At 71.9% G+C, this 24013-nt stretch carries 19 protein-coding genes; 4 read left to right on the forward strand and 15 right to left on the reverse strand.

Annotated features, from left to right (window positions below):
* Positions 1–12 precede the first annotated feature (12 nt).
* Genes G6N75_RS10740 through G6N75_RS10775 form a run of 8 tightly spaced genes read right to left on the reverse strand, consistent with a single transcriptional unit; the run spans position 13 to position 9144 of the window.
* Positions 13–918: a patatin-like phospholipase family protein gene (locus G6N75_RS10740; protein WP_165348357.1), complete on the reverse strand. Its 906-nt coding sequence runs from the start codon at positions 916–918 to the stop codon at positions 13–15.
* Positions 915–1721: a crotonase/enoyl-CoA hydratase family protein gene (locus G6N75_RS10745; RefSeq protein ID WP_165348358.1), complete on the reverse strand. Its 807-nt coding sequence runs from the start codon at positions 1719–1721 to the stop codon at positions 915–917. Before G6N75_RS10745 ends, G6N75_RS10740 begins: the two co-directional genes overlap by 4 nt.
* Entirely contained in the window at positions 1718–2896 is a 1179-nt protein-coding gene (locus tag G6N75_RS10750) for a CaiB/BaiF CoA-transferase family protein (RefSeq protein ID WP_165348359.1), read from the reverse strand. Before G6N75_RS10750 ends, G6N75_RS10745 begins: the two co-directional genes overlap by 4 nt.
* The gene (locus G6N75_RS10755) at positions 2896–3846 is read right to left on the reverse strand and encodes a nitronate monooxygenase (protein ID WP_206203075.1); all 951 of its coding nucleotides are present in this window, start codon (positions 3844–3846) and stop codon (positions 2896–2898) included. Before G6N75_RS10755 ends, G6N75_RS10750 begins: the two co-directional genes overlap by 1 nt.
* Positions 3833–4993 (reverse strand): acyl-CoA dehydrogenase family protein, encoded by a 1161-nt coding sequence (locus tag G6N75_RS10760; RefSeq protein WP_165348360.1) that lies wholly within the window; start codon positions 4991–4993, stop codon positions 3833–3835. The genes G6N75_RS10755 and G6N75_RS10760 overlap by 14 nt, the downstream gene beginning before the upstream one ends.
* A gap of 2 nt (positions 4994–4995) precedes the next feature.
* On the reverse strand, positions 4996–5790 hold the full coding sequence (locus G6N75_RS10765; RefSeq protein WP_165348361.1) for an enoyl-CoA hydratase-related protein: 795 nt from the start codon (positions 5788–5790) through the stop codon (positions 4996–4998).
* Positions 5790–7922 (reverse strand): 3-hydroxyacyl-CoA dehydrogenase NAD-binding domain-containing protein, encoded by a 2133-nt coding sequence (locus G6N75_RS15495; RefSeq protein ID WP_165348362.1) that lies wholly within the window; start codon positions 7920–7922, stop codon positions 5790–5792. The genes G6N75_RS10765 and G6N75_RS15495 overlap by 1 nt, the downstream gene beginning before the upstream one ends.
* A gap of 13 nt (positions 7923–7935) precedes the next feature.
* Positions 7936–9144, reverse strand: coding sequence for an acetyl-CoA C-acetyltransferase (locus G6N75_RS10775; protein WP_165348363.1), 1209 nt, complete (start codon positions 9142–9144; stop codon positions 7936–7938).
* A 225-nt stretch (positions 9145–9369) separates the two neighbouring features.
* Between G6N75_RS10775 and murI the strand changes: the two genes are divergently transcribed.
* Complete coding sequence (gene murI, locus G6N75_RS10780; protein WP_206203077.1) at positions 9370–10167, forward strand: glutamate racemase; 798 nt, start codon at positions 9370–9372, stop codon at positions 10165–10167.
* Between the two features lie 10 nt (positions 10168–10177).
* Here murI and G6N75_RS10785 read toward each other — a convergent pair whose 3' ends face one another.
* Genes G6N75_RS10785 through G6N75_RS10795 form a run of 3 tightly spaced genes read right to left on the reverse strand, consistent with a single transcriptional unit; the run spans position 10178 to position 14102 of the window.
* Positions 10178–11671, reverse strand: a complete 1494-nt coding sequence (locus G6N75_RS10785; RefSeq protein WP_346765527.1) for a helicase HerA-like domain-containing protein — start codon at positions 11669–11671, stop codon at positions 10178–10180.
* Between the two features lie 2 nt (positions 11672–11673).
* Positions 11674–12999 carry an MFS transporter gene (locus G6N75_RS10790; RefSeq protein WP_346765524.1) on the reverse strand — a complete coding sequence of 442 codons (1326 nt, stop codon included), beginning with the start codon at positions 12997–12999 and terminating at the stop codon, positions 11674–11676.
* Positions 12996–14102 (reverse strand): prephenate dehydrogenase/arogenate dehydrogenase family protein, encoded by a 1107-nt coding sequence (locus G6N75_RS10795; protein ID WP_165348366.1) that lies wholly within the window; start codon positions 14100–14102, stop codon positions 12996–12998. Before G6N75_RS10795 ends, G6N75_RS10790 begins: the two co-directional genes overlap by 4 nt.
* A 73-nt stretch (positions 14103–14175) precedes the next feature.
* Between G6N75_RS10795 and G6N75_RS10800 the strand changes: the two genes are divergently transcribed.
* Positions 14176–15885: a CoA-transferase gene (locus G6N75_RS10800; protein WP_165348367.1), complete on the forward strand. Its 1710-nt coding sequence runs from the start codon at positions 14176–14178 to the stop codon at positions 15883–15885.
* A 13-nt stretch (positions 15886–15898) separates the two neighbouring features.
* Complete coding sequence (locus G6N75_RS10805; protein WP_165348368.1) at positions 15899–17626, forward strand: thiamine pyrophosphate-binding protein; 1728 nt, start codon at positions 15899–15901, stop codon at positions 17624–17626.
* A gap of 10 nt (positions 17627–17636) precedes the next feature.
* Here the strand turns inward: G6N75_RS10805 and arsB are convergent, their stop codons facing one another.
* From arsB to thrA, 4 genes are read right to left on the reverse strand one after another with little or no spacing between them, the layout of a single operon-like run.
* Positions 17637–18728, reverse strand: a complete 1092-nt coding sequence (gene arsB / locus G6N75_RS10810; protein WP_165348369.1) for an ACR3 family arsenite efflux transporter — start codon at positions 18726–18728, stop codon at positions 17637–17639.
* On the reverse strand, positions 18725–19072 hold the full coding sequence (locus tag G6N75_RS10815) for a metalloregulator ArsR/SmtB family transcription factor (RefSeq protein ID WP_165348370.1): 348 nt from the start codon (positions 19070–19072) through the stop codon (positions 18725–18727). The genes arsB and G6N75_RS10815 overlap by 4 nt, the downstream gene beginning before the upstream one ends.
* A 49-nt stretch (positions 19073–19121) precedes the next feature.
* Positions 19122–20411 carry a threonine synthase gene (gene thrC / locus G6N75_RS10820; protein WP_165348371.1) on the reverse strand — a complete coding sequence of 430 codons (1290 nt, stop codon included), beginning with the start codon at positions 20409–20411 and terminating at the stop codon, positions 19122–19124.
* The gene (thrA, locus tag G6N75_RS10825; protein WP_165348372.1) at positions 20411–22873 is read right to left on the reverse strand and encodes a bifunctional aspartate kinase/homoserine dehydrogenase I; all 2463 of its coding nucleotides are present in this window, start codon (positions 22871–22873) and stop codon (positions 20411–20413) included. The genes thrC and thrA overlap by 1 nt, the downstream gene beginning before the upstream one ends.
* A gap of 86 nt (positions 22874–22959) precedes the next feature.
* On the opposite strand from thrA, the gene G6N75_RS10830 reads away from it, so the two are divergent.
* Complete coding sequence (locus G6N75_RS10830; RefSeq protein ID WP_206203078.1) at positions 22960–24000, forward strand: phosphotransferase; 1041 nt, start codon at positions 22960–22962, stop codon at positions 23998–24000.
* Positions 24001–24013 lie beyond the last annotated feature (13 nt).

The following is a 24013-nucleotide window of genomic DNA, read 5'->3' on the forward strand; positions in this document are numbered from 1 at the left end:
CGTAAGCGCGCCTCAGGCGCGCTTACGGCCCATGGCTTCGTCGGCGCGCTCGTAGCCGAGAGCGATCATTTCCTCCGCCCGGTAGAACTCGTAAAAGAGGCAGGCGTCCCGCGGCACGTCGATGACGATGTCCGGCGTGTAGGAGGCCAGCTTCATCCGGGCGATGGAGTTCTGCATCACGTCCAGGGACATGGTGACCACGTCCAGGATGCCCGGGACTTCGGCGGCCCCTTCGGACGCCGCCTTGTCCCCGTCCTTGCCCGACGGTTCCCGGGCCGGCGTGGCGCCCAGCTCCGCCGCCCGCTGGCGCGACTGCCGGGAGTGCGCGTTCAGGTTGACGGCGACGATCATGTCCGCGTCCTGGTTCAGGGCCGGCGCGATCGGGATCGGGTTCAGCAGGCCGCCGTCCACCAGGATGCGGCCCTGGTAGGGATGCGGTGTGAAAACCGTGGGAATGGCGATGGAGGCGCGGATGGCGTCGAACAGCGGCCCCCGGTTGAGCCAGATCTCCCGCTGCTCGTTCAGGTCGGTGGCCACCGCGGTGAAGCCGATCGGCAGGTCCTCGATGACGTGGTCGCCGACCAGCTCCTTGAGCACGCCCATCAGGCGGTCGCCCTTGAACAGGCCCTTCCAGCCGAAGGCCAGGTCCAGCAGGCTGAACATGTCGCGCCGCTCCAGCTTGCGCGCCCACTCGGCATAGGCGGGCAGCTGGCCGGCGGCGTAGATGCCGCCTACCAGCGCGCCCATGGAGCAGCCCGAGATGTACACCACCTCGTGGCCGAGCTCCTCCAGGCGCTGGATCACGCCGATGTGCGCCAGGCCCCGCGCGCCGCCGCTGCCCAGCACCAGCGCAATGCGCTTACCGCCACGGCCGCCGTCGGGCCGGGCCGGCTGGAGAGGCGCCGCGGACTCGCTCATGCCAGCTCGCGCGCCGGCCCGAACCGCGGGGCCTCGCCCGCCATCCCGGCCCGCACGGCCTCCATCTGGTTGGGCCGGCCGATGATCTGCAGCTGGAGCGACTCTTCGAGCCGCAGCGCCGCTTCTTCCGGCGCCTGCCACGCCTGGTTGAACAGGCGCTTGACCCCGCGCACGGCGTCCGGCGAATGGCCGGCAATGGTCCCGGCCAGCGCCAGGGCCTCGGCCAGCGGGTCCTCCGCCAGGCGCGTCACCAGCCCCAGCGCGGCGGCCTCCTCGCCCGGCACCACCCGGCCGGTCCAGGCCAGCTCCAGCGCCACGTCGCGCCGCAGCAGGTGGCGCAAGGTCTGGCTGCCCGACATGTCCGGGATCAGTCCCCAGCGCACCTCCATCACCGACAGGCGCGTATCCGGGGCGGCGATGCGCAGGTCGGCGCCCAGCGCGACCTGCAGGCCGCCGCCGAAGACCTCGCCGTGCAGCGCTGCGATCACCGGCACCGGGCACTGGCGCCAGCCCCAGGCGACCCGTTGCGCCAGGTTGCCCGCCTCGCCTTCCGGCCGGTCCAGCAGCTTCTGCATCTCGCTGGCGCCGCTGGCGAAGGCGGCCAGGTCGAGCCCGGCACAGAAGCTCTTGCCCTCGCCCGCCAGCACCACCGCCCGCAGCTCCGGGTCGGCCGACAGGCGCTTCGCCGCATCGTCCAGCGCCTCGAACATGGCGATGTCCAGCGCATTGCGCTTGTCGGGCCGGGCCAGGGTCACCACGGCCACGTGGCCGCGGCGCTCGATGTTCACACGTGTTGCGGTCATGACTGATTCTCCTTGGGCGAATCCTCCAGGGCCGGGATAACGCCCGCCCGGGCCAGCGCCGCCAACGCCGGCGCATCGTAGCCTGCCGCGGCCAGCACGGCCCGGGTATCCGCGCCCGGGCGTGGCGGCGCCGCCGGCTGGTCCGCGGCGCTGCGGCTGAAGCGCGGCGCCGGCGCATTCTGCATCACGCCGCCGACCTCCAGGAAGGCGCCGCGGGCGACATTGTGGGGGTGCTGCGGCGCCTCGGACAACCCCAGCACCGGGGTCACGCAGGCGTCGCTGTCGGCGAACACCCCGGTCCACTCCTCGCGCGTGCGGGTCCGGAACACGTGCGCGAGTTCCTGCTTGAGCGCGACCCACTGCGAGGTGTCCATGCGCCCCAGCCTGAACCCGTGCGGCAGGAAACGCTCGCGATCAACACCCAGCTTGTCGAGGAACTCCGCGTAGAACTCGGGCTCGATGGGCGCGACCGCAAGGAAGCGTCCGTCCGCGGTCTCGTAGGTGTCGTAGAAGTGCGCGGCGCCGCCCAGCAGGTTGGTGCCGGGGTCGTCCTCGAACAGCCCCATGGCACGGAAGCCGCAGAACATGGCCAGCATCGACACCGCCCCGTCGAGCATCGCCGCGTCCACCACCTGGCCCTGCCCGGAGCGCTCGCGCTCCAGCAGCGCGCACACCATCCCGAAAGCCAGCAGCAGGCCCCCGCCGCCGAAGTCGCCCACCAGGTTCAGCGGCGGCACCGGCTTGCCGCCCTTGACGCCGATGCTGTGCAGGGCGCCGGAGAGCGCGATGTAGTTCAGGTCGTGGCCGGCGCGCGGCGCCAGCGGCCCGTCCTGGCCCCAGCCCGTCATGCGGCCGTAGACCAGCCGCGGGTTGCGCTCCAGGCAGGTCTCCGGGCCGAAGCCGAGCCGTTCGGCCACGCCGGGCCGGAAGCCCTCGAACAGCGCGTCCGCGTCTTCGACCAGCCGCAGCAGGGCCGAGAGGCCCTCCGGCTGCTTCAGGTCCAGCGCAATCGAGCGCCGGCTGCGCGCCAGCGGATCCGGGATGCGCGGCGGCGGCGGCATGCGCTCGACGCGGATCACCTCGGCGCCCATGTCCGCCAGCATCATGCCGCAGTAGGGCGCGGCGCCGAGCCCGGCGACCTCGATGATCTTCAGGCCGGCCAGCGGTCCCGCCATCAGCCGCGCTCCGGCCAGGGCACCCCGGCGGCACAGGCCGCGTCGAACTCGCTCTTCAGGCGCGCGCACAACTCGGCGGCGCCTGGCACGTCCTGCACCCCGCCCACGCCCTGCCCCGCCGACCAGATGGTCTTCCAGGCCTTGGCCTCGTCGCCGAGGTCCTTGAGCTTGCCGCTGCCGAGGCCGCGCCTGAGCAGCTCGACCACGTCGAAGTCGTTGGCCTCGAGGCTTTCGCGCAGGAAGTTGGCCGGCACGCCGGAGACCGCATCGGTGTAGACGATGTCCTTGGCCGAGGCGCGCAGCATCATCTGCTTGTATTCCTCCGGCGCCAGGCTCTCGCGGGTCGCGATGAAGCGGCTGCCCATCCACGCCAGGTCGGCGCCCATCATCAGCGCGGCCGCCACCTGGCGGCCATCGTTGATCGCGCCGGCGAGCAGCAGCGTGCCGTCGAAGAACTGCCGGATCTCGCTGGTGAGAGCGAACGGACTGGTGGCGCCGGAATGGCCGCCGGCCCCGGCGCACACCGCGATCAACCCGTCCACGCCGGCCTCCGCGGCCTTGTGGGCGTGACGGATGGAGATCACGTCGTGGAACACCACGCCGCCGTAGCCGTGCACGGCCTTGACCAGGTCCGGCACCGCGCCCAGCGAGGTGACGATGAACGGCACCTGGTGCTCGACGCAGGCGGCGAGGTCGGCCTCGAGGCGCGGGTTGGAGCGGTGCACGATCAGGTTCACGCCCCAGGGCGCATGGGTCGCGTCCAGCGCCCCGCCGACCGCGTCCAGCCACTCGACGAACTCCGCCGTGCTGCGCTGGTTGAGCGCCGGGAAGGCCGCCGGGATGCCCGCCTTGCAGGTCTCGATGATCAGCTCCGGCCCGGAGACCAGGAACATCGGCGCCGCCACCGCCGGCACCGCGATGCGGCCGCGGAAGGACTCAGGCAGAGCCACGGCGCGGATCCAGGCCCATGGAGCGGGCGACGATTTCTTTCATGATCTCGCTGCTGCCGGCATAGATGCGCGACACGCGGGCGTTGGCGTACAGGCGGGAGATGGGGTACTCGTCCATGTAGCCGGCGCCGCCGTGCAGCTGCAGGCACTCGTCGGTGACCCAGCCCTCCAGTTCGCTGGTGAACAGCTTCGCCTCGGCCGCCACCTCGGCGGTGAGCTTGCCCTCGTTGTGGTCCATGACGCAGCGATCGACGAAGGCCTGGGCCGCGTCGATCCTGGTGCGCATCTCGGCCAGCTTGAAGCGCGTGTTCTGGAACTCCGCGATCGCCTTGCCGAAGGCGCGGCGCTCCTTGACGTAGTCGATGGTGATCCGCAGCGCCGCCTCGGCCGCGGCGACGCAGCCGCAGGCCACGATCAGCCGCTCCTCGGCGAGGAACTGCATCAGGTAGTAGAAGCCCTTGCGCGGGTCGCCGAGCACATTGGCCTTCGGCACCTTGACGCTGTCGAAGAACAGCTCGGCGGTGTCCTGCGCCTTGAGGCCCAGCTTCTTCAGGTTGCGGCCGCGGGTGAAGCCCGCCATGCCGCGCTCGACCAGGAACAGGCCGACGCCGTGCGGATGGTCCGGCACGGTGCGCGCGGCAACGATGAACACGTCGCCGTTGATGCCGTTGGAGATGTAGATCTTGGAGCCGTTCAGCACCCAGTGGTCGTCCTGCTCCACGGCCATGGTGCGGATGCCGGCGACGTCGCTGCCGGCGCCCGGCTCCGTCATGGCGATGCCGAGGATGGTTTCGCCGCTGATGCAGCCCGGCAGGAAGCGCTGCTTCTGCTCCTCGCTGCCGAGCTGGCCGATGTAGGGTGCGCACAGGCGGCTGTGCAGCGACAGGCCGAAGCCGGCGTCGCCATGGAACGCGTTCTCCTCGATCAGGATCTGCTCGAAGCGGAAGTCGTGCACGCCCATGCCGCCGTAGGCCTCGTCGGCCCACATCAGGCAGTAGCCCTGCTCGCCGGCCTTCTGGAACAACTCGCGGTCGATGATGCCGGCTTCCAGCCAGCGGTCGAGGTGCGGCTGCACCTCGGCCTGCAGGAATTTCGTCACGGAGTCCCGAAAGATCTCGTGGTCTTCCTCGAAAATATTGCGGTGCATAGTCACTTCCCCTTGAACTCCGCCTTGCGCTTGGCGAGAAAGGCTGCCACGCCCTCCTTCGCGTCCTCGCTCTCAACGCACACGTTCTGCAGCTGCGCCTCGTAAGCCACGGCCTCGCTGAAGCTGAGCGTCATGGCCGCCCGCATGGCGAGCTTGGTGCGCGCCAGGGCGAGCGGCGCCCGCTCCGCCAGGCTCTCCACCCAGGCCAGGCTTTCCGCCTCCAGGGCCGCGGCCGGCACCACGCGGTTGGCCAGCCCCAGCTCGAGGCAGCGCGCCGCCGGGACGCGCTCGCATTCCACGCACAGCTGGTAAGCGCGGTGATAGCCCAGCGTCCGCGCCAGCAGCCAGGTGGCCCCGCCGTCAGGGATCAGCCCGATGGCGGCGAAGGGCGAGAGGAAATACGCGTCCTCGGCCATCATCACCAGGTCGCAGGCCAGCGCGAAAGACAGCCCGATCCCCGCCGCCGGGCCCGCCACCGCGGCCAGCACCGGCTTCTCCATGCCCGCGATCATGTCCAGCACGGGCCGGAAGTCGGTGTTGAGCAGGTCCTCGACCCGCCGGTCGGTGGGGAAGCCCTGCTTGAGGTCCGCGCCGGCGCTGAACTTGCCCTCTGCGCCGCGCAGCACCACGGCCCGCACCGACTTGTCCGCGGCCGCGCGCATCAGGGCGTCGCGCAGGTCGTGGGCCAGCTGGCGGTTGAAGGCGTTGAGGACCTCGGGCCGGTTGAGCGTGACGATCGCGACGCGGCCGCGCTGCTCGTACTGCACGGTCCCGCCGCCTTCCTCTCCGGCCGCCATCAGCGCATCCGCTCGCGGCCGCGCAGCCACTCCGAGGGCCGGTAGTGCTCGCCGACCTCATCCGCCATCCGGTCGCAGGCAGCGAGGAAGTCACGCATGCCCACGGTGTCGATGTAGCTGGCGGTACCGCCGGTCCACGGCGGGAAGCCCCAGCCGAAGATGGAGCCGACGTCGGCGTCCGCCGGGTCGGTGACCACGCCCTCCTCCAGGCAGCGCGCCGTCTCCAGCGACTGGATGTACAACAGCCGCCGCTTGACCGCCCCCACGTCGGGCTGCTCCGCCGCCACCGGATAGACCTCGGCCAGGCCCGGCCAGAGATACTTCTTGCCGCCCTCCGGGTACTCGTAGAAGCCGGCGCCGTAGCGCTTGCCGAGCCGCTTCAGCTCGTCGTGGAACTTGATGATCACCGCGTCCGCCGGGTGCTCGCGGTAATCGTCCCCGAGGTCCTTCCGGGTCTGCTTCATGATCTTGTACTGCAGGTCCAGCGTGACCTCGTCGGACACCGCCAGCGGGCCGACCGGCATGCCGGCCATCTTCGCCGCGTTCTCGATCAGCGCCGGCTTCACGCCCTCGGCCAGCATGGCCAGGCCTTCCTTGACGTAGGTGCTGAACACCCGGCTGGTGTAGAAGCCGCGGCTGTCGTTGACCACGATCGGCGTCTTGCGGATCTGCTGCACGTAGTCGAGCGCGCGCGCCACCGCCACGTCGCCGGTCTTCCCGCCGACGATGATCTCGACCAGGGGCATCTTGTCCACCGGCGAGAAGAAATGGATGCCGATGAACTGCTCGGGCCGCTGCGAGGCCTCGGCCAGGCCCGTGATGGGCAGCGTGGAGGTGTTGGAGGCGAAGATCGAGCCCGCGGGGATCACGGCCTCGGTCGCCTCGGTCACCTTGCGCTTGATGTCGCGGTCCTCGAACACCGCCTCGATGACCAGGTCGCAACCGGCGAGATCGGCATAGTCGGTGGTCGGCTTGATGCGCGCCAGCACGTCTGCGGCCTTGTCCGCGGCCATCTTGCCGCGCGACACGCGCTTCTCCAGCAGCCCCTTGGAGTAACCCTTGCCCTTCTCCGCGCTCGCCAGCTCCGTGTCGAGCAGCACCACTTCCATGCCGGCGAAGGCCGAGACGTAGGCGATGCCCGCGCCCATCATGCCGGCGCCGAGGATGCCGAGCTTCTGTACCGGGATCTTGTCGACGCCCTTGGGCCGGCGCACCAGCTTGTCGGCCGCGCCCTTGTCGAGGAACAGGGTGCGGATCATGTTGCGCGCCACCGGGCCGGTCAAAAGCTCGGTGAAATACTGCGACTCGATCTCGAGGCCCTTGTCGATCGGGACGATGCTGCCCTCGTAGACGCAGGACAGGATCGCCAGCGGCGCCGGGTAGTTGCGCTGGGTCTTCTGCGCCACCAACGCCGTGCCCACCATGAAGGTCTGGGCCGTGCCGGGGCGGCTGGCGCCGGCGCCGCCGGGGAACTTGAAGCCCTTCTTGTCCCACGGCTGCACGGGGTCGCCGTGCTCGAGGATCCAGGCGCGCGCCTGCGCGATCATCTCCTCCGGCGTGTCGGCCAGTTCCTCGATGAATCCGGTCTCGTGCGCCTTGACCGGGTCGAGGTGCGTGCCCTCGACCATCAGCATCAGCGCCTTCTCGCTGCCGATCATGCGCGGCAGCCGCTGGGTGCCGCCGGCGCCGGGCAGCAGGCCCACCTGCACTTCCGGCAGCCCGATCTTGGCCTTCGGGTTCTTCAGCGCGACCCGGTGGTGGCAGGCCAGGCAGAGCTCGAGCCCGCCGCCGAGCGCGGTGCCGTTGATCGCGGCGACCAGCGGCTTGCCGCAGGTCTCGAGCTTGCGGAACAGCAGGCTGAAGCTGCGGGCGAAGCCGTAGATCTCGGCCGGGTCCCGCATCCGCTCGAACACGCCGACCAGGTCCTTGAGGTCGGCGCCGGCGATGAAGCTGTCCTTGCCCGAGGTGATGACCGCGCCCTTGACCTTGTCGTCGGCCGCCAGCGCGTCGACGGTCTGCTCGAGCTCCTGCATGAACTCCGGCGTCAGCACGTTCATCGGCCGGCCGGGGATGTCGATGACCAGCAGCGCGACGCCGTCCTGGTCCACGGAATACTTGATGGTGTCAGTCATGGTCGGCGTCCCCTCAGTCGCGCTCGAGAATCGTGGCGGTGCCCATGCCGGCGCCTACGCAGAGGTTCACCAGCCCGGTCGCCAGGTCGCGCCGCTCCATCTCGTCGAGCAGCGTGCCCATCACCATCGCGCCGGTGGCCCCGAGCGGATGGCCGAGTGCGATCGCGCCCCCGTTGACGTTGATCTGCTCGTGCGGCACCTCGAGCTGCTGCATGTAGCGCAGCACCACGGAGGCGAAGGCCTCGTTCAGCTCGAACAGGTCGATGTCGCTGCGCTTCATCTTCGCCCGCTCCAGCGCCTTCAGCGCCGAGGGCGCCGGACCCGTCAGCATGATGGTCGGCTCGCTGCCCACCGAGGCGAAGGCCCGCACCCGGGCGCGCGGCTCCAGGCCGAGGTGCTCGGCCATCGGCTTGCTGGCGACCAGCACGGCGGCGGCGCCGTCCACGATGCCGCTGGAGTTGCCGCCGGTGTGCACATGATTGATCCGCTCCACGTCCGGGTAGCGCTGCAGCGCCACGGCGTCGAAGCCGGCCTGCTGGCCGGGAATCTCGAAGGCAGCCTTCAGCCCGGCCAGGCCCTCGAGCGTGGTGTCGGGCCGCATGTGCTCGTCGTGGTCCAGCACCACCTGGCCGAGGCGATCGCGCACCGGCATGACGGACTGGGCGAAGCGGCCGCCCTGCCAGGCCGCGGCGGCCCGGCGCTGGCTCTCCAGCGCGTAGGCGTCGCAATCCTCGCGGCTGATGCCGTAGCGCGTGGCGATCAGGTCGGCGCTGATGCCCTGCGGCACGAAGTGGGTATGCCACGCCACCTGCGGGTCGGTGGCCATGGCGCCGCCGTCCGAGCCCATCGGGATGCGCGACATCGACTCCACGCCGCCGGCGACCACCAGGTCGGCCTGGCCCGACATGACCAGCGCGGCCGCGGTGTTCACGGCCTCCAGCCCCGAGGCGCAGAAGCGGTTGATCTGCTTGCCCGGCACGCCCTCGTCGTAGCCGGCGTTGAGCGCCGCCACGCGGGCGATGTTTGCGCCCTGCTCGCCGACCGGGGCGACGCAGCCCATGATGACGTCCTCGACGAAGGCGGTGTCGAGCTGGTTGCGGTCCCGCAGGGCCTGCAGGACCTGGGTGAGCAATTCGATCGGCGTGATCCCGTGCAGGGCGCCGCTGGGCTTGCCGCGGCCGCGCGGCGTGCGCACGTGGTCGAGGATGTAGGCGTCGGTCATGACTCGCTGTCCCGTGTGGTGGGCGCCGACGCACGCGACCTCGGGATCGCGCCGCAGGCGACTGGGCGATGGGCTGAGCCGCAGACCCATGGAGTCATACGGCCGTTTGACTCGCCCATTATAGACACGGAGGCCGCCGGCCCGCAGGCCCCTTGCCGGCGCCTGCCCGAGGTTGCCCGGCCTCGACGCGAAGGGTAACTTTGAGTGTTTCGGCGGGAGGTCATCTTGCGGATCGGCGTCTTCGATTCCGGCCTCGGCGGGCTGTCGGTGTTGCGCGAGATCCGGCGTGAAATGCCCGCCGCCTCGCTTCATTACGTCGCCGACTCGGCCTGGGTCCCCTACGGCCCGCGCGGCGAGGCGTTCATCCAGCGCCGCTCCCTGGCGCTGGCGGGGTTCCTCGTCGAGCACGGCGCCGACGTCGTCGTGGTGGCCTGCAACACGGCGACGGCGGCTGCGGTGCCGTTGTTGCGGCAGTCGCTCGGCCTGCCCATCGTCGGCATGGAGCCCGCGGTCAAACCGGCCACGGCCGCCTCCCGGAACGGCCGGGTCGGCGTGCTGGCCACCGTCGGGACGCTGCAGAGCGCCCGCTTCGCGGCCCTGCTCGACCAGTTCAGCAGCAATATCGAGGTGCTCACCCGGGCCTGCCCCGGGCTGGTCGAGCAGGTCGAGGCCGCCGCGCTGGACACGCCGCGCACCCGCGCGCTGGTGGAGCAGTACACCGCGCCCCTGCTGCGGGCCGGCATCGACACGCTGGTGCTCGGCTGCACGCACTTCGTCTTCCTCCGGCCCCTGATCGAGGCCGTGGCCGGGCCGGAGGTCACGGTGATCGACACCGGCGCCGCCGTGGCGCGCCAGGTGCGGCTGGTGGCCGGCTGCCTGGAGGGGGCCGGCGACCGGGCCGGCGGCGTCGAGTTCTGGACCAGCGGCGACGCCGAACACCTGGCCGCACCGCTGAACGCATTGTGGGGCGAGCGCGTCGCGCTCAACAGCCTCCCCGGCGAGTACGTCGGGCAGAGCGCCTGAGCCGGAGCCCTCAGCGGCCCTTGCTGAGCGAGCCGAGCAGCCCCCGCAGCAGCGAGCGGCCGAGGCTGCGGCCCAGCTGGCTGCTCATGCTGCGCACCGCACTCTTGGTCGCCGCTTCCACGTAACCCTGGCGGCTGCTCCGCCGGGGCTGCCGGGCCTTTTCCGCCTTCGCCGCGGCCTCGGCCGCGGCCCGCTCGGCGGCCGCCTGCTCCGCTGCCGCCGCTGCCTGCTCGGCCCGCGCCGACAGGATCTCGTAGGCCGACTCGCGATTCACCGCCTGGTCATAGAGCCCGCCGACCGGGCTCCGGCTGCGGACCACCGCCCGCTCCTCCTCGGTGATCGGCCCGATGCGGGAGCAGGGCGGACGGACCAGGCAGCGCTGGACCACGCCCGGCACGCCCTTCGCTTCCAGCACCGAGACCAGCGCCTCGCCCACGCCCAGCTGGGTGATGGCCGTCTCAGTATCCAGCGCCGGGTTCTGGCGGAAAGTCGTTGCCGCCGCGCGCACCGCCTTCTGGTCGCGCGGCGTAAAGGCGCGCAGGGCATGCTGGACGCGATTACCCAGCTGGCCCAGCACCGGGTCGGGCAGGTCGAGCGGGCTCTGGGTGACGAACCAGACCCCGACGCCCTTGGAGCGGACCAGCCGCACCACCTGCTCGACCTTGTCGACCAGGGCCGGCGGCGCGTGATCGAACAGCAGGTGGGCCTCGTCGAAGAAGAACACCAGCTTCGGCAGCGGCGGGTCGCCCACCTCCGGCAGCTGCTCGAACAGCTCGGCCAGCAGCCACAGCAGGCAGGTGGCGTAGACCCGCGGCGAGTGGAACAGCTCGCGCGCGTCCAGCACGTTGATGATCCCCCGGCCCGACAGGTCGGTCCGCATCAGGTCCTCGAGCTTGAGCGCCGGCTCGCCGAAGAAGGCGTCGCCGCCCTGGGACTCCAGCGCCAGCAGGCGGCGCTGGATGGCGCCGATGGACGCACCGGTGATACGGCCAAAGCGCGTCGAGATTTCTTTCTGGTGTTCGGCCGCGTAATTCAGCAGCGCGCGCAGGTCCGGGATGTCGAGCAGCAGCAGCCCCTCCTCGTCCGCCAGGCGGAACACCACCTGCAACACGCCCTCCTGGGTGTCGTTCAGCTCCAGCAGACGGCCCAGCAGCATCGGCCCCATCTCGGAGACGGTGGTGCGCAGGTGATGGCCGCCCTTGCCGAACACGTCCCAGAACACGACCGGCGAGGCGGCCAGCACCGGCGGCGCCATGCCGATGGTCGCCACGCGCTCGTCGATTTTCGGGTGCGGCTTGCCGGCCTGCGACAGTCCCGCCAGGTCGCCCTTGACGTCGGCCAGGAACACCGGCACGCCGCGGGCCGAGAAGGCCTCGGCCAGCACCTGGAGGGAAACCGTCTTGCCGGTGCCGGTGGCGCCGGCGATCAGGCCGTGGCGGTTCGCGTAACGGGGGTCCAGCGCGACCTGCGTGCCGCCGCCGCCCCCGATCAGGATGTGCTCGATAGTCAACTCGCTGGCTCCTCTCGCGTCACTTCATCCAGGCGGCCGGCGCCCGCGGCGCCGGCCAGGGCAACCAGGCCCAGCAGGCCGATGGTCGGGGCGATGCCGATCACGCCGGCAACGATACCGAACACGCCGCCGGCCAGCAGCACCGCGCCGATGGCCGTGTTGCTCACCGCCACGTAGGTGGCCCGGGTCTCCATCGTCGCCATGTCCACCAGGTAGGTCTTGCGGCCGATGCGCACGCCGGCGTGCGCGATGCCGATCAGGAAAAAGGCCCCGACCACGACGATGCCGGCGGGCAGGATGGGGGCCCCGGCCATGTGCCAACCCGCCACCGCCAGGCTCAGCACGCCGGCGAACACGGCGGCGAGGCGCAGCACGTCGCGGCTCGAGCGGTCGGCCATCCGGCCCCAGAACCCGGAGCTGACCGTGGCCGCGACCCCCGCGGCGACCAGCAGGGCGCCCAGCCCGCCGAGGCCCGTATCGGACGCTTCGCGGGCCAGGGCGGCGTAGAACGGCACCAGCAGGGCGGTGGACACCAGCAGGGCCCGGGTGATGACGAAACGCCGGAACGGCGCGTCCGTGCGCAGGATCGCCAGGCTGCGCAGGGCATCGCGCCCGGCGTTCCCGCCGCCGGCGGTAGCGCCGGGCGCCTCCCGCAGGCCGGCAAAGAAGGCAGCCGCCAGCAGCCAGAGGCCGGCGGCGAGCAGCAGCAGCCCGGCCGCCCCGGCCGCGCCGCCGGCGCCGCCCCGCCACTGCAGCCAGGCGCCCACCGCCACCGTGACGAGGCCGGCCGCCGCGGTGGCGTAGCCCGTGAGCGTGCCCCGGCGCGTTTTCGACACCGTCTTGCCCATCACGTCCTTGGCCGCGACGGAGCCGACGCCGCGCGCCAGGCTGAACACCGCCAGCAGGCCGACCACCGCCCAGCCGGCCGCAGCACCTTCGAGCAGCAGCGCGGCTGCCGCCATCGCGGCGACGCACAGGGCCTGCGCCACCGCGCCGCCGACCCAGAACCACTTGCGCACCGCGCGGGCGCGGATCGCCGCCGCCACGAACAGCTGCGGCAACAACACCAGCGACTCGCGCAGCGGCACCAGCAGGCCGATAAAGAACGCCGGTGCGCCCGCCGCCGCCAGCAACCAGGGCAATACCAGCTTGGCGCTCGCCAGCTCGTCGCCGATCTTGTTGCACACGTAGGCGCCGAGCTGCAGGAAAAAATTCACCGGCTGGTCGTTGCAGGCCGCGTCCGGGATGTCCCGGCAGACCCGTGCGTCCTCGTCGCCGGTGACGAGGTCGTACAGTGAGCCGGCGAGTTCCGCTCGCCTCACCCGGACCCCTCGGCCAGGTAACATGCGCCCGTCCGCATCAGGGCCGTGAAGCCGGCCGCGTCACCCGCGGCCACGGCCTGCTCCACCCGGGCCGCCGCCGCCGCCAGGGCCGCCACCGGCTCGTGGCCGTGGGGATTGAGCGACTGGATTTCGAAGTAGAGCTCCGGGTTTTCCGCCGCCACCCGCGTAGCCACCTTGAGCTGCGCGCCGAAGGTCGTGCTGGCGAAGCCCGCCAGCTCGTCGATCGGCCGCCCGCTGGCCGCCAGGGCGGTGAAGAAGGCGATGTTCGCCGCGTGCGACAGGCCGAGCACCCAGGCCACCAGCCGGTCGTGCTGCTCTAGCGTCATCTCGGCCAGGCTCGCCGAGGTCTGTTCGAACAGGGCCCGCGCCTGGCCGAGCGCCGCGGGCGCGCCGATGTCGACCAGGATCACGTGCCGCCCGGCGAGCAGCCGGACGTCGGGCCCGAACATCGGGTGGATCGAGGCGACGGCGATCCCGGCCTCGCGCAGGCGGTGCAGGGCCGCGGCCACCGGCGCCTTGATGGAGCCGATCTCGATGACCAGGCCGCTCGGCTGCAGCACCGCGAGCTCCTCCAGGATGGCGGCCGTGGCCGCCAGCGGCGCCGCGACGACCACCAGTTCGGCAGTGCGCGCGGGCCCGCGCCAGTCTTCGTGCCAGGGAAGTCCCGCGACCTCGCCCGCGGGGTCGGACACGCCTACGTCCCAGCCCTGCGTGGCGAGGAAGGAAGTGAACCAGCGTCCCATGCGGCCGGCGCCGCCGATGACCAGCGCGCTGCGCCCGGCGCCGGCGCCCAGCGCGACCAGCCGGTCCCGCTCCTGGGTGGTGAGCGAGGCTTCGATCATGGCGCCCACCAGGCGTTCCCCCAGGTCCGGGTCCAGCCCGCGGCCGGCGGCTCGGGCGCGCGCCTGCTGGCGCACCTCGTGCTCGCGGGTGAAATCGCGCGTCGGCTGGCGCGAGCGTCGCTTCAGGCGACCGATCTCCGCCACGATCTCCTGGCGCCGCGCCGCCATGTCGATCAGCTCGCCGTCGATGCCGTCCAGTTCGGCCCGAAGCCGGGCCAGCGTGGCCTGCGGATCGTCCAAAGCCCCTGCCCTCCCCGATATCGTGGTTCGCCAGCATAGCCCAGCCTGCCGGCGTGAGGCATTATCCGGGTTTATGCGCGTCAGCGAACGTATCGGGCTGGTCGGCCGCATCCTCTGGTGGCGGCTGAACTGGGAGCGGCGGGACCTCGATTACCGTCCGCCGGGTACGCTCGACCCGCGCTTCATGACCGCCCGGGAGGCGGCGGCCCTGGTGCCGGACGGCGCCTGCTGCCTGTCATCGGGCATGGCCGGCAACGCACGCTGCTCCACGCTGCTGTGGGCGATCCGCGAGCGCTTCGAGCGCGAGGGCCATCCCCGCGGCCTGACCTGGATCGCGGTCGGCGGCCAGGGGGGGCGCGGGCGGGCGCCGGGCTCGGTGGAGGAAGTGGGCCTGCCGGGCCTGCTCGAGCGCTTCGTCTCCGGCCATGTCGAAACCACCAAGGCGATGCTGGCCATGGCCGACGCCGGCCGGCTCGAGCTGCACGTGATGCCGCAGGGAGAAATGTGCTTCGCGCTCGAGGCGCAGGGCCAGGGCGGCGACGCGATCGAGAGCCGCACCGGCGTCGGCACTTTCCTCGATCCGCGCTGCGGGCGCGGCTCGCCGGTCACGCCGGGCGCGCAGCTGCAGCTGATCGAGCCGGCGGGCGACAAACTGCGCTACCGGCTGCCGAAGCTGCAGGTGGCCGTGCTGGCCGCGCCCTGGGCCGATGCCGAGGGGAACGTCTACTTCCACGATGCCGCCACCATCACGGAGATGCGGGAGGCGGCGCGGGCGGCGCGCGCCAACGGCGGGCGCGTGCTGGTCACGGTGGCCGGCATCATTCCCGCAGACCCGGCGCGCATCAGCCTGCCGGCCGAACTGGTGGACGCGATCGCCGTCAATCCCCGCCAGGAGCAGACCATCCTTTCGCCGCAGCAAGGCTTCCTGCCGCTGTTCACGCCGGACGGCGACGGCGACGACGCGGCCGCGATCGAGAAGCTGCGCTTCATCAACCGCTTCCTCAAGCTGACCCCGGTGCGCGGCCCGATCGAATGCGCGCTGGCCCGGCTCGGCGCGCACGTGTTCGCGCAGGCGGTACAGCCCCCCGCCGGCGTCAACATCGGCGTCGGCTTCGGCGAGGAGGTCTGTCGCGAGCTCTACCAGAGCCCGCTCCGGCCCGACCTGACCTTCACTACCGAGACCGGCGTCTACGGCGGCCTGCCGGCGCCCGGCATCTACTTCGGCGCCGCGGTGCACCCCGAGCGGCTGGAGAGCTCGGCCTGGGTCTTCCGCCACTACCAGGACCATCTCGACGCGACGGTACTCGGCTTCCTCGAGGTCGACGCCACCGGCAACGTCAACGTGTCGCGCCGGGGACCGCGCTTCATGGACTACGTCGGGCCCGGCGGCCTGCCCAGCATCACGGCCAGCGCCCGGACCTGCCTGTTCGTCGGCACCTTCATGCAGGGTGCGAAGTGGGCGCTCGAGGACGGCCGCATGGTGCTGCAGCAGGCCGGCCGGCCGAAGCTCGTCGACACGGTGTCCGAAGTCACCTTCAGCGGCCGCGAGGCGCTCAAGGCCGGCAAGCAGGTCTGGTACGTGACCACCGTGGGCGCCTTCCGGCTCGGCGCCGACGGGCTGGTGCTGGAGATCGTCATGCCCGGCCTGGACGTGGAGCGGGACATTCGCCCGCATTGCGGGCTCCGTTTTGCCTTGCCCGAGGACGGTCCGCAGGTTGCGCCGGCGTCGGTGCTGACTGGAGAGAACTACCGGCTCACATGGGGCACGGGCGCCGGGGGCTGAGGGGGAAAAGCAGATGAACGGTGGCGCAAGAATCGCGCGGGTGCTGCACGATCGGGGCGTGCGGGAGATTTTCACCCTGTGCGGGGGCCATATTTCCCCCATCCTGGTCGAGGCCAAGCGCATCGGCATCCGAATCACGGACGTGCGCGACGAGGCCACCGCGGTATTCGCCGCCGACGCCCACGCGCGGCTCACCGGCACCCCCGGCGTGGCGGCCGTCACCGCCGGTCCGGGCCTGACCAACACCATCACGCCGCTGAAGAACGCCCAGCTGGCCCAATCGCCCGTACTCGTGTTCGGCGGGGCCACGGCGACGGCGCTGAAAAAGCGCGGCGCGCTGCAGGACATCGAGCAGATGCCGCTGATGGCCCCGCATGTGAAATATGCCCGCGCCGTGCGCCGCCTGAAGGACCTGGCGCCGGCGGTGGTCGAAGCGCTCGAGGCCGCCGGGTCCGGCGTCCCCGGGCCGGCCTTCATCGAGTGCCCCGTGGACCTGCTGTACGACGAGGAGACCATTCGCGGCTGGTATGCGGACAGCATGCCACGCGGCAACAGCCTGGCCGAGAAGGCCATCCGGACCTATTTGAGCTGGCATACCGACCGCCTGTTCAGCGGCGGCGACAAGCTGCCGCGCCCCGCCGAGCCGGCAGCCCCGGTGATGCCGCGGCCAGAGGGCATCCGCGAGATCGCGGCCCGCCTGGCGCAGGCCGAACGGCCGGTGATGGTCTGCGGCAGCCAGGCCATGAACCGGCCCCAGGAAGCCGAGCAGGTGCGCAACGCCATCGAGCAGCTCGGCGTCCCCGTCTACCTCTCCGGCATGTCCCGCGGCCTGCTGGGCAAGGAGCATCCCTTGCTGTTCCGCCACCGCCGCCGCGACGCCATCAAGGGCGCCGACCTGGTGATCCTGGCCGGCGTGCCCTGCGATTTCCGTCTCGACTACGGCAAGCAGGTCCGCCGCAGCGCCCGGCTGGTGTCCTTCAACCTCAGCCGCCGCGACCTCCGGCTCAACCGTCAGCCCGACGACGGCCTGCTCGCCGACCCGGGCATCTGCCTGCGCCAGCTGGCCGAGGCGATGGACGGGCCGCCCCCCGCGCGTGAAGCCTGGCTCGCGGAGCTGCGCGAGCGCGACGCCGCGCGGGAGGCCGACATCGACCGGAAAGCCGGCGTGTCCGGGGCGGGCGTCAACCCGCTCCGGCTGTGCCGCGAGATCGATGCGGTGCTGCCCGACGACAGCGTGCTGGTCGCCGACGGCGGTGATTTCGTCGGCACGGCCTCCTACACGGTGCGGCCGCGCGGCCCGCTGCGCTGGCTGGACCCCGGCGCCTTCGGCACGCTCGGCGTGGGTGGCGGCTTCGCCATCGGCGCAGCGCGGGCCCGGCCGTCGAGCGAGATCTGGATTCTCTACGGCGACGGCTCGCTGGGGTACAGCCTGATCGAGTTCGACAGCTACGTGCGCCACGGCCTGGCGCCGATCGCCATCGTCGGCAACGACGCCTGCTGGGCGCAGATCGCGCGCGAGCAGGTGAAGATGCTGAAAGACGATGTCGGCGTGCGCCTGGCGCGCACCGACTACCACCGCGCGGCCGAGGGTCTCGGCGCCGCCGGCCTGGTCATCACCCGCGACGAGGACGTGGCGCCGACGCTGGCGCGCGCCCGCGAGCTGGCGGCCGGCGGCACGCCGGTGCTGGTCAACGTCCACCTGGCGGAGACCGACTTCCGCGAAGGATCCCTCTCGATCTAGGGCCGGGCGGTCAGCCCGCTGCCGCCCCGGCTGCGGCGAAGAACTTGCGGCGCAGCCACAGCGAGACGTGCACCAGCCCGATGAGCACGGGCACCTCGACCAGCGGCCCGATCACGGTCGCGAAAGCGACGTCGGAGGCGATGCCGAAGATCGCGATGGCCACGGCGATGGCCAGCTCGAAGTTGTTGCCCGAGGCGGTGAACGCGAGCGTCGCGCTGCGGCTGTAGTCGGCGCCGATCCGTTTCGCCATGAAGAAGCTGACCAGGAACATCAGCACGAAGTAGATCGTCAGCGGCAGGGCCACCAGCAGCACCTTGGCCGGGAACTGCAGGATCTGGTCGCCCTTGAGGCTGAACATCACCACGATGGTGAACAGCAGGGCCACCAGCGTGAGCGGGGAGATGCGCGGGATGAAGACCTGCTCGTACCACTCGCGTCCCTTGAGAGGAAGCAGGATCACGCGGCTGAGGATGCCGGCGGCAAACGGAATGCCGAGATAGATCATGACGCTGCGGAAGATTTCGCCGATGGTGATGTCCGCGACCGTCTTGCCGCCCGCGCCGGTCACCCCGGACAGGTCGAGGCCGAGCCAGCCCGGCATGACGGTGATGAACAGCCAGGCCATGAAGCCGAAGGTCAGGACCTGGAACACGCTGTTGAGCGCGACCAGGCCGGCGGCGTATTCGCTGCTGCCGTGGGCCAGCTGGTTCCACACCAGCACCATGGCGATGCAGCGCGCGATGCCGACCAGGATCAGCCCGACCATCAGCTCCGGGTAACCCGAAAGAAACAGCACCGCCAGCAGGAACATCAGCACCGGCCCCACCAGCCAGTTCTGCACCAGCGACAGCGCCAGCACCTTCCAGTCGCGGAAGACCCGTCCCATCTCCTCGTAGCGCACCTTCGCCAGCGGCGGGTACATCATCAGGATCAGGCCGATCGCGATGGGGATGCTGGTCGTGCCGACACTGAGCCGGTCCAGCAGCCCCTGGACGCCGGGCCATGCCGAGCCCAGCGCGACGCCCGCGGCCATGGCGGCGAAAATCCACACCGTCAGGAAGCGGTCCAGCAGCGACATCCGGCGCGCCACGTGCTCGGTCATGCCTGCGCCTCCTGCTCGGCCACCGGCCGCCTGGCGCCGGCGAGCCCGCACAGCTCGGGCCGCCCGGCGCAGCATTCTTCGGTCAGGTAGCCGAGCAGGTCCCTGACGGTGGCCGGCTCGACGCAGTAGCGAATGAAGCGGCCGTCACGCGTGGCGCGCACCAGCCCGGCGGCCTCCAGCGCCGCGAGGTGAAAGGACAGGCTCGAGGGCGGCAGTCCGAGCGCCTGGGCGATCTCGCCGGCATTCGCGCCTTCGCCGCCCGCCGCCACCAGCAGGCGGAAGACACCGAGGCGATGCTCGTGCGCCAGCGCCCCGAGTATTTGCACTGCGTTGGTCGTTTCCATATTTCCAGTAAAATCGAATTATTGGGCTGCCAGTGTACACCATCGAGCGTCAGGCGGAGACTCCGGCCAGCAGCCCGGCGAGCTCGTGTGCCTGCGGCCCGATATCGACGCAGTGCCGCGGCCTGGCCATGAGCCCGGCGAGCGCCGGCGGCATCGGCACCTGGGCGCCGACCAGCGGTTCCACGACGTCCTCGAACTTGGCCGGGTGGGCCGTCGCCACCACGACCCATGGCCGCTCGGCCGCCGCTGCGCCCAGCGACTCCCAGGCATGGACGGCCGTGGCGGTGTGCGGGCACCAGGCCTGGCCGTAGCGCTCCGGCCCGCGCCGGATCGCCGCCCGGATCTCCTCGTCGCTCACCCGGACCGCACTCGCCTCGCCGCGCGCCGCCTCGGGCGAGCCCGTCATGTGCAGCAGCCGCTCCATGTTGCTCGGGTTGCCGACATCCATGGCGCTGGCCAGCGTGTGCACGGTCGCGCGCGGGGTCCACGGCCCGCCGGCGAAGAACTCGCCGACGGTCTCGTTGGCGTTGGTGGCCAGCACCACGGGGCCGATCGGCAGGCCGCAGCGCCGCGCCCAGAGGCAGGCGAGCGAGTTGCCGAGATTGCCGCTGGGAATAACGAATCCCGGCGCCATGCCGGTCTCGCGCCAAAGGCGGAGGCCGGCCCAGGCGTAGTACGCCGCCTGCGGCAGGAGCCGCCCGATGCTGATGCTGTTGGCGGAGGTAAGCCCGGCCCGGGCGCGCAGGGCGGGGTCCGCAAACGCTTCCTTCACCATGCGCTGGCAGTCGTCGAAGTCGCCGTCGACGCGCAGGCTGAGCACGTTGTGGCCCCAGCACGTCAGTTGCGCTTCCTGCCGGGCCGAAACCCGGCCGCGGGGATACAGCAGCACCACCCGGAAGCCGGGGCGCCCGTCGAAGGCCGCCGCCACGGCGCCGCCGGTGTCGCCGGACGTGGCCACCAGCACGGTGCGCTCCCCCTCGCGCGGCAATCGCGCCAGGCAGGCGGCCAGGAACCGCGCCCCGACGTCCTTGAAAGCGGCGGTCGGACCGTGGAAGAGCTCCAGCACCCGGAAACCATCGGCAGCAGCCAGCGGCAGCGGGAAGTCCAGCGCCTCGGCGCAGACCGCCTCGAGCGCGCCGGCCAGCAGGTCGTCCGCGAAGAACGGCGCCAGCAGGGTGGCGGCGGTCGCCGCGAACGCGGCATCCGGCTGGAAGGCGTCCGGCGCCAGCACGGGGAAACGCTCCGGCACGTACAGGCCGCCGTCCGGGGCGAGGCCTGCCAGCATGGCGGTCCCGGCTCCAACGGGCGGCGCCTTCCCGCGCGTGCTGAAGTACTGCATCAGACGTCGGCGCCGAGATAGGACGACAGGCGCAGCAGGTCGGCGAACACGCCGGCCGCGGTGACCGCCGGCCCGGCGCCGGGACCCTGGACCACCAGCGGGTTGTCGCGATAGCGCCGGGTGACGAACTGGATGATGTTGTCGGTCAGCCGCGCGTGGGCGAAAGCATGGTCGGCCGGGAACTCCTCCAGCCCGACGGAGGCCCGTCCCGTCGCACCGTCCAGCCGCGCCACGTGCCGCAGCACCCGCCCCCGCGCCCGGGCCGCCTCGAGCCGGGCCAGCATCCGGTCGTCCCACTCGGCCAGGCGGGACAGGAAGTCCTCGATGCTGACGTCTCGCAGCTCCGCCGGCACCAGGCTCTCCACCTCGACCTGCTCCAGGCCGATCTCCAGGCCCATCTCGCGCGCCAGGATGACCAGCTTGCGGGCCACGTCCCTGCCCGACAGGTCGTCGCGCGGGTCCGGCTCGGTGAAGCCGAGCTCGTTGGCCTCGCGCACGATGGCCGAGAACGGCCGGCTGCCGTCGTAGCCGTTGAACAGGAAGGCCAGGGTGCCGGACAGGATGCCCTCGATGGCGATGATCTCGTCGCCGGTCTGGCGCAGGTCGCGCAGCGTCTGGATGATCGGCAGGCCGGCACCGACGGTGGTCTCGCCGAGATAGCGCACGCCCGCCGCCCGGCGCACTTCCTGCAGCCGGCGCCAGTCCGCCAGCGGGCCCGAAGCCGCCAGCTTGCTGGGGGTGATGATGTGGATGCCGCGGGCCAGCCAGTCCGCGTAACGGGCCGCCACGGCCGCGTGGCCGCTGCAGTCGATGATCACGGCGTGCGGCAGGTGCTCCGCCTGGACGTGCCGGGTGAAGGCGTCGAGCTCGGTTTCGACGCCGCCGGCCAGCGCCTCGCGCCAGCTATCGAGCGCCACGGCCCGCGGCGCCAGCACCATCCGCCGGGAGGCAGCGATGGCCCGTACCCGCAGGTCGAGGCGCGACTCGGCGGCGAGGCGCGGAATCTCGCCGGCGAGCTGGTCCAGCAGGTGGGCGCCGACGCCGCCCGGCCCGACCACGCCGATGGAGACGGCCTGCGGCGAAAGATAGAAGGCCGCGTGCACCGCGCGCAGCGCCCGGTCGGCGTCGTCGCTCGGGATCACGGCCGAGATATTTCTTTCCGAGGCGCCCTGCGCGATGGCGCGCACGTTCACGCCGGTCCGGCCCAGCGCGCCGAACAGCTTCGCCGCCACGCCGGGCAGCCCGCGCATGCCCTCGCCCACCACCGCAAGGATGCTGCAGTCGTGCACCAGCTCCACCCCCTCGACCTGGCCAGCGCGCATCTCGGCGGCGAAGGCCTGGGCCACCGCGGCGCGCGCGCGGAGCGCGTCGGCCTGCGGCACGGCGCAGCAGATGGAATGCTCGGAGCTGCCCTGGGAGATCAGCACCACCGAGATGCCCGCGCCGCGCAGCGACTCGAACAGGCGGCTGGCCGTGCCCGGCACGCCGATGAGGCCCGCGCCCTCGAGATTCAGCAGCGCCATCCCCTCGATGGTGGTGACGCCCTTGACGCCCCCGTCCTCGCCCACTTCGCCGATGCGCGTGCCGAGGCCGTCCGGGTGCGCCGTGTTGCGGATCCAGACCGGGATCTCGCGCGCGACCAGCGGCGCCATGGTCCGCGGGTGCAGCACCTTGGCCCCGAAATACGCCAGTTCCATCGCCTCGTGCCAGGACAGCTCCGGGATCACCGCCACGTCCGGGATCCGGCGCGGGTCACCGCTCATCACTCCGTCCACGTCGGTCCAGATCACCACCTCCTCGGCGTCCACCAGGGCGGCGAAAATCGAGGCCGTGAAGTCGCTGCCATTGCGCCCGAGGGTGGTCGGCGCCCCGTGCGGATCGCGGGCGATGTAGCCCGTCACCACGCGCACCGCCGGCGGCGGCGTCCAGGCGGCGTCGAAACGGGCGCGCGTGGGTTCCCAGGACACGGTCGGGCCCAGCTCGCTATCGACCACGGTGAGCGCGTCGCGGGCATCGAACCAGTCCGCCTCCACGCCCTGCTCGGCCAGGGTGGCGGCGAGCAGCCGGGCGGACCAGAGCTCGCCGTGGCCGGCCACCAGCGCGTATACCTCGGGCGGCGCGCGCCCGATCAGGGCGGTGGCCTTGAGCACGTCGTGCAGGTCCGTCCGGTCCCGCTCCAGCGCCGCCAGGCATTCGGCCTGCCGCTCGCCGCTCAGGAGCGCAGTCGCCAGACCGGCGCAGCGCGCCATGATCGACGCCAGCGCGACCGGCCAGTCGTCACGCTGCTCGGCGGCCTGCACCAGGGCGTGCAGGGCGTCGGTCACGCCGGCCGGGGCGGATACCACCGCGACCGCGGGGTTGGTCTCGAGCCCGGCCAGGATGGCCCCCACGCGCCGGAACTCCGGCACGCCGGCGAGACTGGTGCCGCCGAACTTGTGGACCGCGCTGACGTGAGTGCTCATGACCTGAGCGAGACTACGACAGGCGGTGTTGCGCCGCAACGAGGCAGGGGCTTGCCCGGACGTGGCCGGACGCGGACGATGGCGGCGTGGACCCGCTGACCGACATCGATCCCGCCGTCCCGGCCGCCTGGGCCCTGGACCCGGCCACGTTGCGCCCGCTCGGCACGGGGCTGATCAACCGGACCTTCCTGGCCCGGACGGCGGATGGCACTCCGCGGGTGCTGCAGCAGCTCAATCCCATGTTCCCGGACACGGTCAACGAGGACATCGAAGCGGTGACGGCCCACCTGGCCGCACGCGGGCTGCTCACGCCACGCCTGCTGCGGACCCGGGACGGCCGGCTGTCGGTGCCCGGCGCCGGCGGCGGCTGGCGCGCCATGACCTACATTCCCGGCCGTGTGCTCGACGCCGTCGGGTCCCCGGCCGAGGCGGCCAGCGCAGGCCGGCTGCTGGCCCGCTTTCACCGGGCCCTGGACGACCTGGAGCACGACTTCCGCCACCGGCGTCCGCCCGTGCACGAGCCGGCACGCCACCTGGCTGCACTGGCCGCGGCGCTGGCCGCCCACCCGGAGCACCGGCTGTACGATGCGGCCCGCACGCTCGCGGCGCAGATCTTCGCCGCGGCGGATGCGCTGCCCGCCCTGCCCCCGACCCCCGCGCGGATCGTCCATGGCGACCCGAAGATCAGCAACGTGGTATTCGCGACCGACCGGCCAGAGGCCCTGTGCATGCTCGACCTGGACACCCTCGGCGCGATGCCGCTGCCCTTCGAGCTGGGTGACGCGATGCGGTCCTGGTGCAGCGTCAGCGGCGAAGACGAGCCCGAGGGGCAGTTCTGTGCCGCGCGGTTTGGGGCCGCGTTCGCGGGCTATGCGGCAGAGGCCGCGGGCTGGTGGACCGGGGCCGAGCGCGACGCCGTGCTGCCGGCGACGGCCGCGATCCAGGTCGAGCTGGCGGCCCGTTTTTGCGCGGACAGCCTCAACGAGTCCTATTTCGGCTGGAACCCGGCGCGGTTCCCGGCCCGGGGCGAGCACAACCTGGCCCGGGCCCGCGGCCAGCTGGCGCTGCACCGCGCCCTGCGGGCCCAGTGGAACTCGCTGACCGCCGCGGTTGCGGCCACGCCCTGACCGGGAGCGCGCC

This window comes from Thioalkalivibrio sp. XN8, assembly GCF_011058255.1.
GTDB lineage: Bacteria > Pseudomonadota > Gammaproteobacteria > Steroidobacterales > XN24 > XN24.